This window comes from Caballeronia sp. Sq4a, assembly GCF_023170545.1.
GTDB lineage: Bacteria > Pseudomonadota > Gammaproteobacteria > Burkholderiales > Burkholderiaceae > Caballeronia.
This window is the reverse complement of sequence record NZ_CP084252.1, coordinates 847,400-860,779: the sequence shown is the minus strand read 5'-3', so window position 1 is coordinate 860,779 and position 13,380 is coordinate 847,400. Positions and strand designations below refer to the sequence as shown.

Here is a 13,380-nt window from a genome sequence, read left to right as displayed (position 1 = left end):
CTCCGTGTGGTGTGGTTGACTAGCTGGGAAAATCGCCGCGCGCGAAGTCGTCGTCGAGCGTGATGGAATCGGCCAGGTGTTCGACCGTGACCGGCTTGATCGGCGCGCGGATGCGGTAATAGCCGACATCGCCGACGCCGCGCTGGTGCACCTCTGCGATCAGTTCGCTCACGGTCGTGCCGCACCAGCGGCCCTGGCACGGCCCCATGCCGCAGCGCGAGAACGCTTTCATCTGATTCGGCCCCTGGCAGCCGAGCGCGGCGATGCGGCGGATCTCGCCCGCGCTCACTTCTTCGCAGCGGCAGACGATCACGTCGTCGTCAGCGGGGCGGCGCAGCGCGGCGGGCGGCGTGTAGAGCGCGTCGAGCAGCGGGCGCACCGCGAGATGGCGGCGCAGCGCGCGTTGCGCCGGGCGGCTGCGCGCGGCCTGCGTGGCGTCGTCGATGGCATCGAGCCGGCGCGCGATGTCGAGCGCCGCGAGCGTGCCCGCGTGCGCGGCCGCCTTCGCGCCGCCGATGCCCGCGCCGTCGCCGGCGATCCACACGCGGTCGATACTGCTGCGGCCGCTTGCATCGGTGCGCGGACGCCAGCAGGCGCTCGCCGCGTCCCACTCGTGCTCGCAGCCGAGCGAGCGCGCGAGTTGCGTCGACGGGATCACGCCCTGATGCAGCAGCACGGGCGACGTGTCGATGGCATGTCGCGCGCCGCGTGCATCGCGAAACTGCACGCGTTGCGCTTCGGTCTCGCCTTCGATGGACACTTCGCTCACGCCGCGATGCACGTCGATTCCCGCTTTCGCGACCGTGCGCATCATGCGCACGCCTTTGGCGAGATAGTCGGCGGCTCGGAGCGCGCGCAGGGCATGCGGTAGCGCGCGCCGGAACGCGCCCGCGGGCGTCGTATCCAGAATGGCGCGAACGCTGCGTCCCGCCGCGATCAGCTGCGAAGCGAAGAGCCACAGCAGCGGTCCGCTGCCCGCGAGCACCGCGTCTTGCGCAGGCGCGAGTCCCGCCGATTTCAGAAGCGTCTGCGCCGCGCCGACGCCCATCACACCCGGCAGCGTCCAGCCGCGCACCGGCCACGGGCGCTCCTGCGCGCCGGTCGCGATCAACACGGCTCGGGCCTTCAGTTCCAGCGTGCCGCCCGCTTCCGCGCCGCTCGCGCTGCGCGTGAGCATCGCGACGATGCCCTCTTCGAACGCGATCTGCCAGACGACGCACCGCGCGAGATGCCGCGCGCCGCTTGCCACGAAATGCTCGACGAGCGCGCGTCCGGCGGCGTAGTCGTCGCCGAGCACGCGTGCGTCGGCGAGCGGCGATTCGGCGACATTGCGATAAATCTGTCCGCCGGGCGCTTCGCCTTCATCCGCGACGACGACGGACAGGCCTGCCGCGCGGGCTTCAATGGCGGCGGCCATGCCGGCCGGCCCCGCGCCGACGATCAGCAGATCGCAGGACGTCTGCGTCATGCGAGCCTCGCGCGGCCGGCCATCGAGCGCACGCGCATGCCTTCGCGCACGCGGGTCATGCACGCCTGCTGGTTCGGCACGTCGTCGATTTCCACAAGGCAGTCGAAGCACACGCCCATCATGCAGAACGGGCCGCGCGCCGCGCCGGTGACGGGCGTCGCGCGGCAAGCTGCCTGCCCGCTTTCCAGCAGCGCGGCGGCGACGGAGTAGTAGCTCGGAACGTGCCGCGCCGCGCCGTCGATATGAATGCGGACAGTCGCGGCAGGGCGAGCGGTGAGAGCTTCAAACATGGTTTGCATCGGTCGAATTCGACAAGCGCGTGGCGACGAACGGCTGCAAGACGGGCGGCTTTGCGCCGCCCGCGATCCACGGCGCGATGACGTCGGCGTGCGCGGCGGCGAGCGTGACGCCGCTGTGGCAGATGGCGAGAAACGCGCCGGGATGCACGCGCGATTCCTCGTAGACCGGCAGGCCGTCGGGCGTCATGATCCGCAGCGCGCCCCACGCCCGCACAATGCGCGCGTGCGCGAGCACCGGAAACGCCGTGCGGGCGCGGCGCGCGATGTCGGCCATGACGGCGCGCGTCTGGCCGTCGTCGAAGCCGGCGTGCTCGGCCGAGTCGCCGAGCAGCACGGAGCCTTCGGGCGTCTGCCGCACGACGAGCGTCGGATAATCGAGAAACGGCGCGAGGCGCTCCGTCACCATGATCTGTCCGCGCAACGGCGTGATCGGCGCGTGCATGCCGACCATCGGCGCGAGGCGCAGATTGTCGAGGCCCGCGGCGAGCACGACGCGCCCGGCGTCCAGCCCGCCCGACGCCGCGACGACCTCGAATCCGCCCGCACGCGGACGAATCTCGCGCACTTCGTTGCTCGGCAGGTAGACGCCGCCGTGGCGCTGAAACGCCTGCTGCATCGCGCGCAGCGTGTAGAGCGGACTCGCGTGGCCGTCATTCGGCGAGTAGAGGCCGCCCGCCAGCGCGCTCGATGCCGCCGGAATGCGCTGCTTGAGCGCGTGGCGGTCGAGCACGTGATAGTCGAGCGAGGCGTCCTGCGCACGCAGCGATTCGAGCAGGCGCTGGCCGGCTTCGAGTTCCTCGACCGTCTCGCATAGCTCGATGCCGCCCGGCCGCTCGAAACCGGTCTCGACGCCGGTTTCGCGGTGCAACTGCGCGGCGAACGCGCCCCAGCGCTCGGACGATTCGCGCGACCACTGCGCGTACGGCAGGCATCGTCCGCCCTTGCCTTGCACCCAGACGAGGCCGAAGTTGCCGCGCGCCGCGCGGAACGCGGAATCCGCGCCATCGCAGACGGCCACGCGCTGGCCGCCACGCGCGAGCCCGTAGGCGATCGCCATGCCGACGAGGCCGCCGCCGATCACGACGACATCGAAGGCGAGTCGTCCGGTGTTATGGCGCGTTGATTCCTGCATTCGCTGCTTGTTCCCGCATCCGTTATGTGTCGGACGCAAGGGTGCTGCCTGCAAAAATCGGCGTCAAATGACGAATTTTTCGTCATCTATAATCCACTGTTATGACCGCCTCTGACCTCCGACTGCGCCAGATCGAAGCCTTTCGCGCCGTGATGCTGCGCCACACGGTGACGCGCGCCGCGGCATCGCTGCATGTCTCGCAGCCCGCCGTGAGCCGCCTGATCGCCGATCTGGAAAGCCGCGTCGGGTTCGTGCTGTTCGAGCGTCAGCAGGGCAGGCTCGTCCCGACTGCCGAGGCGCGCGTGCTTTTCGGGGAAGTCGAGCGGGCCTTCGTCGGACTGGACCGCATCACGCAGGCGGCGCAGCAGATTCGCGCGATGCGGCGCGGGTCGCTGCGCGTGGCCGGGTCGCCCGCGGTCGCGCTCGATCTGCTGCCGGCCGTGATCGCCCGCTTCGTCGAGACGCATCCGGGCATCGACGTGACGCTGCTCGCGCACAGCGCGACCACGGTGGTCGACAAAGTGGCGTCCGGACAGTGCGATGTCGGGCTTATCGCAGAGCCGATACCGCATCACGCGGTACGCAGCGAGCGTCTTGCCGATGCCGTCATGCGCTGCATCGTGCCGCGCGGACATCGGCTGGCGCGCAAGCCTGCGCTACGCCCCGCCGATCTGCGCGGCGAGCGCTTCATTTCGTTTCCACTGAGCTTCGATGCGCGAAGCGCGATCGACCGCGTCTTCGTCGATCATGACGTGAGCCGCGACCTCGTCATCGAGGCGCAGCTTTCGCAAGCCATCGTCGCACTAGTGGCGAACGGCGCAGGCGTTGCGCTGATCGATCCGGTCACCGCCGCGTATGCGCGTCAACGCGTGGCCGTGAAGCCGTTCGAGCCCGCCGTGCCGGATCATTTCTACATTGTCACGCCCGCGTCGCAGCCGCTCTCCGTCGCATGCGATGCATTCGTCAGCGACATGCGCCAAGCATTTTCAGCACTTATTGCGGGCTGAGGCGCCAACCGTCAGACCCGCCAAGGAACGCGGGATGCTGCATGCAACCGGATCTCCAACCTTCCGGACATGCCATGCGAATCAAACTCAAGCCTCTCGATCAACAGACGATTGTCCTCACCGGCGCGACGAGCGGGATCGGTCTTGCCACCGCGCGGCGCGCGGCGAAGGCCGGCGCGCGCCTCATGCTCGTGGCGCGCGACGAAACGGCGCTCGCCGTTCTCGCCGACGGACTAACGAGCGACGGCGCGCCCGCTGTCGCGTACACGGCCGCCGACGTCGCCGACGAAAGCCGGCTTCAGGCCGCCGCCGATGCCGCCATCGACCGCTTCGGCGGCTTCGATACGTGGATCAACAACGCGGGCGTCTCGGTCTACGGCCGCATCGCCGATGTCTCGCTCGAAGACCAGCGCAAGCTCTTCGAGACGAACTACTGGGGCGTCGTGAACGGCTCGCGCGTGGCGGTGAAACACTTGCGCGAACGCGGCGGCGCGCTCATCAATCTGGGCAGCGAACTATCCGATGTCGCGGTGCCGCTGCAAGGTCCGTATGTCGCATCGAAGCACGCGGTAAAGGGCTTCACGAACTCGCTGCGCCTCGAACTGAAGAACGAGAAGGTGCCGGTCTCGGTGACGCTCATCAAGCCCGCCGGCATCGACACGCTATTCGTCGAACACGCGAAGAACTATCTCGACGAAGAGCCGAAGCTGCCGCCGCCGGTCTATGCGCCCGACGTCGTCGCGAAGGCGATTCTTCACGCGGCCGTGCGTCCGGAGCGCGATATCTATGTCGGCGGCGCGTCGCGGGCGATGGCGAGCTTCGGCCAGAGCGCGCCGCGTCTCTACGACGCGATCGCGAGCCTGTTGGGCGTGAAGGCGCAATCGAAGGGCGAACCGAAGCAAAGCGGCGATGCGCTTTACGAAGGCGGCGGCGATCTGCGCGAACGCTCCGGCAAGAACGGCCGCGTGCGCGAATTCAGCCTGTACACCGGCGCGCGCCTGCAACCGGCGGGCGCGCGCGCGGCCTTGACCGGCGCGGCTGCCGTGCTGCTCGTGATGATGGCGCGGCGCTATGTGCGCCAGACGCGCGACGCTTATTGACTAACCAGGAGTCGACCATGTACCGACTGAGCCGCTGTGTCGCCGCCGCAAGCCTCGCATTTGCATTCGTCGCGCAATCCGCGCTCGCAGAGGACCCAACGGGCGATGTCGCCGCGAGCGAGCACCACGGCGGCGCGCGGCTGCAACTCGTCGCACGATTCGAGCATCAGGTCACGGGCGTGACCGTCTCGCCGACGGGCCGCACCTTCGTCAATTTCCCGCGCTGGACGGAGGACGCGCCGATTTCTGTGGCGGAACTCGGCGCGAGCGGCGACCTGCGGCCGTTCCCGGATGCCGAGTGGAACGCGTGGCGCAACGCGCGCCGCGACGAGATTTCGCCGCAGGATCACTGGGTGTGCGTGCAGTCGGTCGTGGCGGACAAGCAAGGCAATCTCTGGGTGCTGGACCCTGGCGCGCCGGCGCAGTCGCTCGTCGTGCCGGGGGCGCCGAAGCTCGCTCAGATCGATCTCGCGACGAACCAGATCGCGCATGTGTTTCACTTCGATGAGAGCATCGCGCCGCAAGGCAGCTATCTGAACGACGTGCGCCTGAGCCCGGACGGCCGCTTCGTCTACATCACCGATTCCGGGGCGCGTGGCGCGATCGTCGTGATCGACCGGACGACGGGCGTCGCGCGGCGCCTGCTCGACGGCGATCCGAGCACGCAGTCGGACAAGACCGTGACCGTGACCGTCGACGGCAAGCCGCTGCGTCAGACCGATGGCCGCGGCGTGAACTTCTCCGCCGACGGCATCGCGCTCACGCCCGACGGCCGCTATCTGTACTGGCAGGCGGTGAAGGGTAAGACGCTGTATCGCATCGCCACCGACGCGCTGCAGAATCCGCAACTGAGCGCGCAGCAGGTGTCGTCGCGCGTGGAGACGGTGGGCATCGACGGTCCGGCGGACGGGCTGCTCTTCGACCGGCGCGGCCGGCTGTATGTGTCGGGCGTCGAGGATCATGCGGTGCGCGTGCGCGAGGGCGACCGGCTCTGGACGCTGCTGCGCGATCCGCAACTGCGCTGGCCCGACACGTTCACGCAAGGTCCGGACGGCACCGTGTACGTCACCGACTCGCGCATTCCGGACATGAGCTGGTTCAAGCCCGATAATCCGATCGCGCTGCCGACTTCGTTGTATGCGATTCGGCGGAGGTAAGTCGGTGCGTTGATAGATCGGCGGATGGCGGCGCGTTGCATGGATCGCCGCATTCGTCGCACTCGGTTTGCGGGATCGCTCGTGTTAGATGCTCGTGTCAGGCGGCGAGTCGCTGTATTAACGCTGCTCGCCCGACGCGACGATCCGCAATCACTTTCGCGCACCGGAAACTTCCGCGCGTCCTCTTCGCATGTTCGCTACGGCCTTGAGCCACAGCCGCCCCGTATTACCGCCGTCTGCGCGTCCCGTCGCTTCAAACGCTCGCGTACGGATTCGCGAACGCAAGGGCCAGCCGCCCACAAGCCAATGCACAACTTAGAACGCTCGAACTGCCCCTGGTTCGACATTTGCTTGACATCCCCCGCATAGGGCCGCAAAGACCGTGTCAATCAACAAGCCCGGCCCCGAACACGACAAAAACGGAGAACGACCATGGGGCTGATGCCGCTCACCCTCGAATGGCGCGACGTCTTCATACGCCTGCTGCTGGCCGCGGTGGCGGGCATCCTGATCGGCTTCGACCGGGGCGAATCCGGCAAGGTCGCGGGCCTGCGCACGACGCTGCTCGTCTGCCTCGCCGCGTGCCTCTCGATGCTCGAAGTCAACGCGCTGCTGTCCCAGTCCGGCAAGACGCCCGAGTCCTTCGTTCAAATGGACGTGATGCGCCTGCCGCTCGGCATCCTGTCGGGCGTCGGGTTCATCGGCGCGGGCGCGATCATGCGCAAGGACGGCCTCGTCAAAGGCGTGACGACGGCGGCGACGCTGTGGTTCGTGACGGTGGTCGGCCTGTGCTTCGGCGGCGGACAACTCGGGCTCGGCGTCGCGGGCGTCGTGCTCGGCATCGTCGTGCTGTGGTTCATGAAGGCAATCGAAGTGCGGATTCCGCGCGAAAATCAGGCACAACTGAAGATCACCTACGAGCCCGGACGCTTCTCGAAGGAAGCGCTCATCGAATCGATGCGCGCGCGCGGTTGCCGCCTCGCCGCCGTGGCGGGAGCGTCGGGACAGCCGGGAAATCGCGTCGAGGAGCGTTACGAGGTGCGCTGGTACGGCGCGCCGAATGCGCGGGAATTGCCGCCGTTCGCCGAATGGGCGATGAAGGCGGGCGCGGCGCAGACCGAATGGTCCCTCACGCGCTAAAGCACTACGCGGCGCGCGGCGTCGTTCAGAGTTCGGGCGTCTTGAGATCCGCGTCGACGATCTGCTTGCCGCGCGTCTGCGCCGCGTTCTTCGCGGCATCCTTCGAATCGAACGGACCGAGTTCCTCGGCGCCGTCGAAGGGATAGAGCAGGCGCGCATCCGTCAGCCGCACCACCTTCAGCGTGCCGACGAAGCCGCCGCTCACGTGCGGCCGATACGACGCGTACACCGCGTAGTCGTCTTCGTTGAGGCCGGGCTTGGCCGCATGGTCCTTCTTCCACGGGAACAAGACGAGCTTCGCGCGTCGCGAGACCGGTTCTTTCATGGCCGGGATCATTGAGAAAGGAGTCGACGCAGCTATTAAGCATTCGCTGTGCCGAACTCCGATGACCACGCGGCGCAGTGCGGAACCGGCCGCGTGGGGCGTCAGCTCTTCAGGTCGTCCGGCACCTTGCCGCCGTTCTCGGCGAGCTTCTTCATCACTTCCTTGTGCAGCCAGATGTTCATGGATGCCGAGTCGTCCGTGTTGCCCGTGTAGTGCAGCTCGGTTGCGAGTTCCTTGCGCGCCTGAAGGCTGCTGTCGAGGTCGAGCAGTTTCATCAGGTCGACGATCGACGTGCGCCAGTTGAGATTGGCGCCGTGCTGCTGCTGTTTCTGCGAAAGGATGGCTTCGACATCGACTTCAGGCATCGGCGTGACGGGCGGACGCGCGGGCTCGGCGCCCGACGTGGCCGGCGCCGCCGACGTCGCAGTCGGGCTGGCCTGCGCCGCTGCCGTCGCGCCGCCCGCTGCATTGTTCGCGGCAGGCGGTGTCGCGCCGCCCGATGCGGTGGCGGCCGGGTGATCGTGCGGGAAAATCTTGTTCAGAATGGTCGAAAAAATGCTCATCAGGTTCTCCTATCGAAAGAATGAAAATGCGCGCCGGCCGCGCTGCCGCGGCCGCCGCGACGGAAAGAATTTCAACTCTCCTGACCCACCGCCTTCGATACCGCTGCGGGACTTTCGTATTCCTGATCGGGCAACGCGTCGAGCGCGTTCGTGATCTCCTCGCTCGCGCCGTTGCTGCGAGCGGTGTCGAGGAGCTTCTGCTTGTCGGCGGGATAGTCGATGCCTTTCAGCGCCTTCTGCATGTCGATGAACATGCTGTTCGATCCGCCGGACTGGTTGTTCGCCATTCTCATTTCTCCTGTGAAGTGTCTTTGCAGCCGCGACTGAGGCCGCGGCGCCTGACTACTGGCTCGCGCCTGCGGGCGCGTCGCTCGCGGCGGTCGCGGGGAAGCTCGCCGCGGCCGGCGCCGACGCCATCGGCGCAGAACCCATCGACGCGGATGCGGCCGCCGCCGACGTATCGCTTGCCGCGCCGCCGCCTGCTCCGCTGCTCGCGTCGCCGCCGCGCTTGCAGCCCGCCGTGAGCGAGAGTGCGACGAGCAGCGCGGCGAGCGTTGCAATCCGGGTTGTGCTGTTCCTGACCATGCTTTCGTCCTCCGTGCTTCGTGCTGCGTTATGGAATCACGACGACCCGCTCACGTCCCTGAACGGGACTTCGGCGAGCGTCGTCTGCACCGACGTGCCGCTTTCCCACGCATTCGCGCCCTCCGCGATGTCCGGCACCGGAATGCCGTAGCGTCTGCGCTTGCGGTCCTCGGACGAGACGCCGAGACGCGCGTCGCGTTCAGCGACCATCGCCTCGTTCACCTGACCGTCCTGCGTGAAGCCCATCATCAGTTGCGGGGGGCCGTACGGGAATTCGTCGCGATCGATCTGCCACGTATGAAACGTCTTGCCGTACGTCGACACGAGGTCCTGAAAATAAGCGCGCTCGGCGAGTTCCGGAATGCCCGGCGCAATCAGAGTGCCGGACTTCACTTCGTAGTGGTGGCTATGCCACAGGCGTTTTTCTTCCGCCGGCAACTGCCGGAACCGCTCCTCCGAAATGATGTATTCGATGCCGATGAGACGCGCGTCCGGCCGGTTTGAATCGAAGATCACGCATTGATGCAGGTCGTGCCGAAGATGAATGCAGAAGTGATGCGCCTCGACCTGACGGCCCATGTCGTCCGCATACATGTGAAAGCCGTTGAGCCACGTACTCATGGCCTGAAGCGGATACTTCGGTTGCATGACGCCCGATGCGAGATCGAGCAGTCGATGCTTGGCGGAATGACCTTCGCCCACGCGCGCGATGGCGTTCGCGCGGCGTCCGATCAGAACGCCTGCCGCCGCCGCGAGACCGGCGACGACGCCCGCCGCGAGCGGCATGAAGGCGTCCGATCCGCTGGATTCGCTTGCTCCGCTCAATTCGTTCGACAGTTCACGCCGGTTGCGCATCGATGCCTCCGTTCGCTCGCGTTGCTCCTCGGGTGAACGGAGCAATCACCGTTCCGGCGCGATGCGTCGCGGCCGCTGCGAGCCAAGGCACCGTGATTGCTTGACGGTGGCCGTGCGGCGCGGGCCGCTTCTCGTGACGCCATGACGCGCTGCGACGGCTCGCTGCAACGAGCACTTCCCGACACCGAATCATCAGGAGATCGACATGAGCACGTCATCGCAAAACGGCAAGCCGGAACAGTCGCAGAAGGGCAACGATGAAGCGCAAAGCAGCAGCGACGAAACCTTCACGACCGATATCTCCGAAACCGACGACGAAGGCACGACCGTGCGCGAAGCCGAAGTCAAGGCGGACGACTTGTCCGAAGTGAAACCTGCGGGCGGCGGACAGTCTTAAGCGCCGCGCGACCGGTCAACGCAGGGATCGAGCCGCCATGCGCGTACATCATCTGAATTGCATTTCGAGTTGTCCGCTCGGCGGCAAGCTCTTCGACGGGCGCACGCCGAGCCTCCTGCGTCGCGGCGAACTCACCTGCCATTGCCTGCTGATCGAAACGAACGACGGCCTCGTGCTCGTCGATACAGGCTTCGGCCTGCGCGATGTCGCCAATCCGCAGAGCCGCCTGAGCACGTGTTTCCTGTTCATGCTGAAGCCCGATTTCCGCGAGGAAATGACGGCGGTGCGGCAGATCGAGCGGCTCGGCTTCAGGGCGAGCGATGTCCGCCACATTCTGATGAGTCATCTGGACTTCGATCACGCGGGCGGACTCGACGACTTCCCGCAAGCGACGGTTCATATGCTGCAGATCGAGCGCGACTATGCGCTCGCGCAGAAGACGTGGCTCGACCGGCAGCGGTTTCGTCCGCAGCAGTGGTCGACGCGCGGCAACTGGCAAGTGCATCGCGCGGACGGCGAGAAGTGGCGCGGCTTCGACAGCGTGCGGCCGCTGCCCGGCTTTCGCGACGACATCGCTTTCGTGCCGCTGCCCGGCCACACGTTCGGACACGCGGGCATTGCCGTGCGCAAGGATGACCGGTGGCTGTTGCTCGCGGCCGATGCGTATTTCTTCCACACCGAGATGGACGCCGAGCGGCCGCGCTGCACGCCGGGCCTCGCGTTCTATCAGTGGATGCTGGAGAAGGACCGCGCGGCCCGCTTGCGCAATCAGGCGCGACTGCGCGAACTATGCCGCACGGCCGGTTCCGAGCTGACGGTGTTTTGCAGCCACGATCCGTTCGATTTCGAGCGCTTGGCCGGACGCTCGCCCGGCATTCCGGCGGAGCATCTCGTGATGGCGTGAAGTGATGACGTAAAGTGATGACGTGAAGCGATGACGTGAAGCGATGACGTGAAGCGGGCACGCGATTCGCTCGTCGAGGGCATGACACGACGCGTTCGATCACACGCATCCGCACACGTTGCGCGATCCGCACGCTCCGCCTGGCCTGCGCTCGCGGTAGCGGGCACCTGTGCGCTCGCGGCCTGGGCGGCCGTCGAATGGAAGCGGCTCAAGCGCACGCCCGCGCTTTCCGAAGCCAGCGCGAACGCAGGCGTCACCGCGCGCACGACGCAGGCCGGTCCTTACCGCATGTTTTCGCGGCAGGCGCTGCGCGAAGGGCGTGGCTCGCGCGTGCCGATGGTGCGGATGGTGCCGGTCGTGCTCGTGCATGGCCTCGTCATTTCGAGCCGCTACATGGAGCCGCTCGCGCTCGCCCTGCGCGATGCCATCGACGGCCTCGACGTTCATGCGCCCGATCTTCCCGGCTTCGGCGAAAGCCCGACGCGCGAGCGCGCGCTCACGGTGCCGGAACTCGCCGATGCGCTGCGCCTGTGGCTCGCGGCCCGCGGCATCGACAAGGCCGTGTTCATCGGCAATTCGTTCGGCTGTCAGATACTCGCGGAGTTCGCGGCGCGCTTTCCCGGCTGCGTCGACAAGCTCGTGCTGCAAGGGCCGACCGTGGATCGCGCGGCGCGGTTTCTGCCCGTGCAGATGCTGCGCGACTGGCGCAACGGGCGGCTGGAACGGGCGCGGTCGGCGGCGGCGCTCGGGCGCATCGACTATGCGAAAGCCGGACTCTTGCGCGCCTTCGCGACGATGCGCGAGCTCGTGCGCGACCGCATCGAGGACAAGCTCTCGCGCGTGCAGGCGCCGACGCTCGTCGTCGTGGGTTCGCGCGATCCGGTGGTGCCGCTCGCATGGGCGCGCGAAGTGGCAGAGCGCTTGCCGCATGGCGAGCTGCTCGTCATCGAAGGCGGCACGCATACGCTCAACTATGTGTACCCGCATAGCATGGCGCTCGCCATTCGCCCGTTTCTGCTCGATGGCGTCGATAGCGACAAGGGAGCCGCGCGCGCATGACGAGACCTCCACCCGGCATCGCGCGTTTCGATTCCGCCGCCGGCATGGTGCAGGCGCTCGCGGCGTCGCTGCATGGCGAGCGGTTCACGAGTCCGAGCCAGTCGCCGCTCTTCGACAGCCTGATGCCCGCGCTGAACCAGTTGCCGCGTCGGCCGCGCGAATGGGCCTACTCGATCGGCGGCATGACCGAGGGCATCGCGCCGCGCGCGGCTCGCAAGCTGGATGTGGAAGGCATCGGCGAATGGATTGCGGGACTGTATCCGCAACGGACCTTCGATGCCGCGTTCATCGGCTCGTCGAATGGCGCGCTCATGCATCTGGCCGCCGCGATGGGCGTGCCGTGGCTGCCGCAGACGTTCATGTGTCCGGTGCGCGCGCCGTTTTCCGATCCCGACGACGCAGAGCGCGGCTTTCGCGAAGGCTTGCGGATCGTCGAGGACTTGCTCGCCGCCGATCCGCGCATCGCCGTGCATCACATGCAGGACCCGAATCAGGACCGGCTGATGTTGTCCGCGATGAGCTACTTCCGGCTGAAGATGCGCGCGTTGCCGCTGGCGTATCGCGAGTTCCTGCTGCGCAGCCTCGCGCCGAACGCGACCATTTATATCAACACCTGCACGCGCGACTGGCCGGTCACGCGCACGAGCGACCGGTCCGTGTATCAGTTCGGCGCGCTCGGCGGCGCGACCGAGGCCGAGTACTTCGAAGGCAGTCCGCGCGTGACCGAGTATCTGCGTCGCTACCGCTCGCGCTGGCCGCGATGGCAACCGCCCGCGCCGACCGAGCGCGCGCCCGAGGCCGAATGGGGCTTCGATGCCGCGCTGACCGACAGCATCGTGGCGCTCGCCCGCGAGAAGAACTGGCGCGTGGTGGAAATGCGCTTCGACGAGCCCGAGTCGTTGAGCTTCGTCGCGGCGCGGATGATTCGCGACTGGTATCGCAGCATGAACGTGGAAGCGGCGCGGCTCGTCGTCGATTCGTTCATTCTGATGGACCCGTACACGACCTTGCGCCTTCGCGCGGTTCCGCTGTGGCTCGTGTTCTCCACGGACCCGTCCGCTGAAACGCTGCGGCGCTTTCTGGATTCCGAATCGTTCGATGAGATCGACCTGATGCTGTTCTCGCACGGCACGGAAGGCGTCGGCGTGACGCCGATTGCAAAGTGGCGCGCGTTGCTCGAACGAAGCAGGCGAGAAGGGCGCTTTCTCGGCGTCGATACGCGCCGCTATCCGCGCGACTTCGCGACGTTCGCGCGCTTCGGCCGGGCGCTCGCGGAACTCGGTCCGCAAGCCGACCCGCCGCCGCCGATGACGCTATCGCAATTCGAAGCCGGCCTGCGCGCGCACGGCCCGCGTCACGGCGTGCAGATGCGCCAGTTGTGACGAGGCA

At 67.3% G+C, this 13,380-nt stretch carries 16 protein-coding genes; 8 read left to right on the top strand and 8 right to left on the bottom strand.

The annotated features are described in order from the left end of the window. Positions 1–19 precede the first annotated feature (19 nt). Genes LDZ24_RS23515 through LDZ24_RS23505 form a run of 3 tightly spaced genes read right to left on the bottom strand, consistent with a single transcriptional unit; the run spans position 20 to position 2,899 of the window. Complete coding sequence (locus tag LDZ24_RS23515; RefSeq protein ID WP_248323617.1) at positions 20–1,468, bottom strand: NAD(P)/FAD-dependent oxidoreductase; 1,449 nt, start codon at positions 1,466–1,468, stop codon at positions 20–22. Then, positions 1,465–1,758 carry a (2Fe-2S)-binding protein gene (locus LDZ24_RS23510; protein ID WP_248323616.1) on the bottom strand — a complete coding sequence of 98 codons (294 nt, stop codon included), beginning with the start codon at positions 1,756–1,758 and terminating at the stop codon, positions 1,465–1,467. Before LDZ24_RS23510 ends, LDZ24_RS23515 begins: the two co-directional genes overlap by 4 nt. Then, positions 1,751–2,899 carry an FAD-binding oxidoreductase gene (locus LDZ24_RS23505; RefSeq protein WP_248323615.1) on the bottom strand — a complete coding sequence of 383 codons (1,149 nt, stop codon included), beginning with the start codon at positions 2,897–2,899 and terminating at the stop codon, positions 1,751–1,753. Before LDZ24_RS23505 ends, LDZ24_RS23510 begins: the two co-directional genes overlap by 8 nt. 101 nt (positions 2,900–3,000) lie before the next feature. Between LDZ24_RS23505 and LDZ24_RS23500 the strand changes: the two genes are divergently transcribed. From LDZ24_RS23500 to LDZ24_RS23485, 4 genes are all read left to right on the top strand, one after another. Beyond that, entirely contained in the window at positions 3,001–3,906 is a 906-nt protein-coding gene (locus LDZ24_RS23500) for a LysR substrate-binding domain-containing protein (protein ID WP_248323614.1), read from the top strand. Between the two features lie 74 nt (positions 3,907–3,980). After that, positions 3,981–5,006 carry an SDR family oxidoreductase gene (locus tag LDZ24_RS23495; protein ID WP_248323613.1) on the top strand — a complete coding sequence of 342 codons (1,026 nt, stop codon included), beginning with the start codon at positions 3,981–3,983 and terminating at the stop codon, positions 5,004–5,006. 17 nt (positions 5,007–5,023) lie between these two features. After that, positions 5,024–6,163 carry a major royal jelly family protein gene (locus LDZ24_RS23490; protein ID WP_248323612.1) on the top strand — a complete coding sequence of 380 codons (1,140 nt, stop codon included), beginning with the start codon at positions 5,024–5,026 and terminating at the stop codon, positions 6,161–6,163. A 432-nt stretch (positions 6,164–6,595) separates the two neighbouring features. Beyond that, positions 6,596–7,303, top strand: coding sequence for an MgtC/SapB family protein (locus tag LDZ24_RS23485; protein WP_248323611.1), 708 nt, complete (start codon positions 6,596–6,598; stop codon positions 7,301–7,303). A 25-nt stretch (positions 7,304–7,328) separates the two neighbouring features. Here LDZ24_RS23485 and LDZ24_RS23480 read toward each other — a convergent pair whose 3' ends face one another. From LDZ24_RS23480 to LDZ24_RS23460, 5 genes are all read right to left on the bottom strand, one after another. Then, positions 7,329–7,628 carry a DUF6723 family protein gene (locus tag LDZ24_RS23480; RefSeq protein ID WP_241270027.1) on the bottom strand — a complete coding sequence of 100 codons (300 nt, stop codon included), beginning with the start codon at positions 7,626–7,628 and terminating at the stop codon, positions 7,329–7,331. Between the two features lie 101 nt (positions 7,629–7,729). Beyond that, complete coding sequence (locus tag LDZ24_RS23475; RefSeq protein ID WP_206469734.1) at positions 7,730–8,191, bottom strand: DUF3597 domain-containing protein; 462 nt, start codon at positions 8,189–8,191, stop codon at positions 7,730–7,732. Positions 8,192–8,262: 71 nt separating this feature from the next. After that, complete coding sequence (locus LDZ24_RS23470; RefSeq protein WP_248323610.1) at positions 8,263–8,484, bottom strand: DUF2795 domain-containing protein; 222 nt, start codon at positions 8,482–8,484, stop codon at positions 8,263–8,265. 49 nt (positions 8,485–8,533) lie between these two features. Further along, complete coding sequence (locus LDZ24_RS23465; protein ID WP_248323609.1) at positions 8,534–8,776, bottom strand: hypothetical protein; 243 nt, start codon at positions 8,774–8,776, stop codon at positions 8,534–8,536. 36 nt (positions 8,777–8,812) lie between these two features. Further along, positions 8,813–9,631: an OBAP family protein gene (locus LDZ24_RS23460; protein WP_248323608.1), complete on the bottom strand. Its 819-nt coding sequence runs from the start codon at positions 9,629–9,631 to the stop codon at positions 8,813–8,815. Between the two features lie 205 nt (positions 9,632–9,836). Between LDZ24_RS23460 and LDZ24_RS23455 the strand changes: the two genes are divergently transcribed. The 4 genes from LDZ24_RS23455 to LDZ24_RS23440 are packed head-to-tail and all read left to right on the top strand — an operon-like array spanning position 9,837 to position 13,373. Beyond that, on the top strand, positions 9,837–10,028 hold the full coding sequence (locus tag LDZ24_RS23455; protein WP_248323607.1) for a hypothetical protein: 192 nt from the start codon (positions 9,837–9,839) through the stop codon (positions 10,026–10,028). A 37-nt stretch (positions 10,029–10,065) separates the two neighbouring features. Next, complete coding sequence (locus LDZ24_RS23450) at positions 10,066–10,932, top strand: MBL fold metallo-hydrolase (protein WP_248323606.1); 867 nt, start codon at positions 10,066–10,068, stop codon at positions 10,930–10,932. Positions 10,933–10,980: 48 nt separating this feature from the next. Beyond that, a complete protein-coding gene (locus LDZ24_RS23445; RefSeq protein WP_248323605.1) occupies positions 10,981–11,991 on the top strand; it encodes an alpha/beta fold hydrolase in 1,011 nt (336 codons plus the stop codon). Further along, positions 11,988–13,373: a hypothetical protein gene (locus LDZ24_RS23440; protein ID WP_248323604.1), complete on the top strand. Its 1,386-nt coding sequence runs from the start codon at positions 11,988–11,990 to the stop codon at positions 13,371–13,373. Before LDZ24_RS23445 ends, LDZ24_RS23440 begins: the two co-directional genes overlap by 4 nt. The last annotated feature ends 7 nt before the right edge of the window (positions 13,374–13,380 follow it).

Coding starts and splice junctions, on each gene's coding strand:
- LDZ24_RS23515 (WP_248323617.1), bottom strand. CDS start 1,468: ATGACGCAGACGTCCTGCGATCTGCTGATCGTCGGCGCGGGGCCGGCC.
- LDZ24_RS23510 (WP_248323616.1), bottom strand. CDS start 1,758: ATGTTTGAAGCTCTCACCGCTCGCCCTGCCGCGACTGTCCGCATTCAT.
- LDZ24_RS23505 (WP_248323615.1), bottom strand. CDS start 2,899: ATGCAGGAATCAACGCGCCATAACACCGGACGACTCGCCTTCGATGTC.
- LDZ24_RS23500 (WP_248323614.1), top strand. CDS start 3,001: ATGACCGCCTCTGACCTCCGACTGCGCCAGATCGAAGCCTTTCGCGCC.
- LDZ24_RS23495 (WP_248323613.1), top strand. CDS start 3,981: ATGCGAATCAAACTCAAGCCTCTCGATCAACAGACGATTGTCCTCACC.
- LDZ24_RS23490 (WP_248323612.1), top strand. CDS start 5,024: ATGTACCGACTGAGCCGCTGTGTCGCCGCCGCAAGCCTCGCATTTGCA.
- LDZ24_RS23485 (WP_248323611.1), top strand. CDS start 6,596: ATGGGGCTGATGCCGCTCACCCTCGAATGGCGCGACGTCTTCATACGC.
- LDZ24_RS23480 (WP_241270027.1), bottom strand. CDS start 7,628: ATGAAAGAACCGGTCTCGCGACGCGCGAAGCTCGTCTTGTTCCCGTGG.
- LDZ24_RS23475 (WP_206469734.1), bottom strand. CDS start 8,191: ATGAGCATTTTTTCGACCATTCTGAACAAGATTTTCCCGCACGATCAC.
- LDZ24_RS23470 (WP_248323610.1), bottom strand. CDS start 8,484: ATGAGAATGGCGAACAACCAGTCCGGCGGATCGAACAGCATGTTCATC.
- LDZ24_RS23465 (WP_248323609.1), bottom strand. CDS start 8,776: ATGGTCAGGAACAGCACAACCCGGATTGCAACGCTCGCCGCGCTGCTC.
- LDZ24_RS23460 (WP_248323608.1), bottom strand. CDS start 9,631: ATGCGCAACCGGCGTGAACTGTCGAACGAATTGAGCGGAGCAAGCGAA.
- LDZ24_RS23455 (WP_248323607.1), top strand. CDS start 9,837: ATGAGCACGTCATCGCAAAACGGCAAGCCGGAACAGTCGCAGAAGGGC.
- LDZ24_RS23450 (WP_248323606.1), top strand. CDS start 10,066: ATGCGCGTACATCATCTGAATTGCATTTCGAGTTGTCCGCTCGGCGGC.
- LDZ24_RS23440 (WP_248323604.1), top strand. CDS start 11,988: ATGACGAGACCTCCACCCGGCATCGCGCGTTTCGATTCCGCCGCCGGC.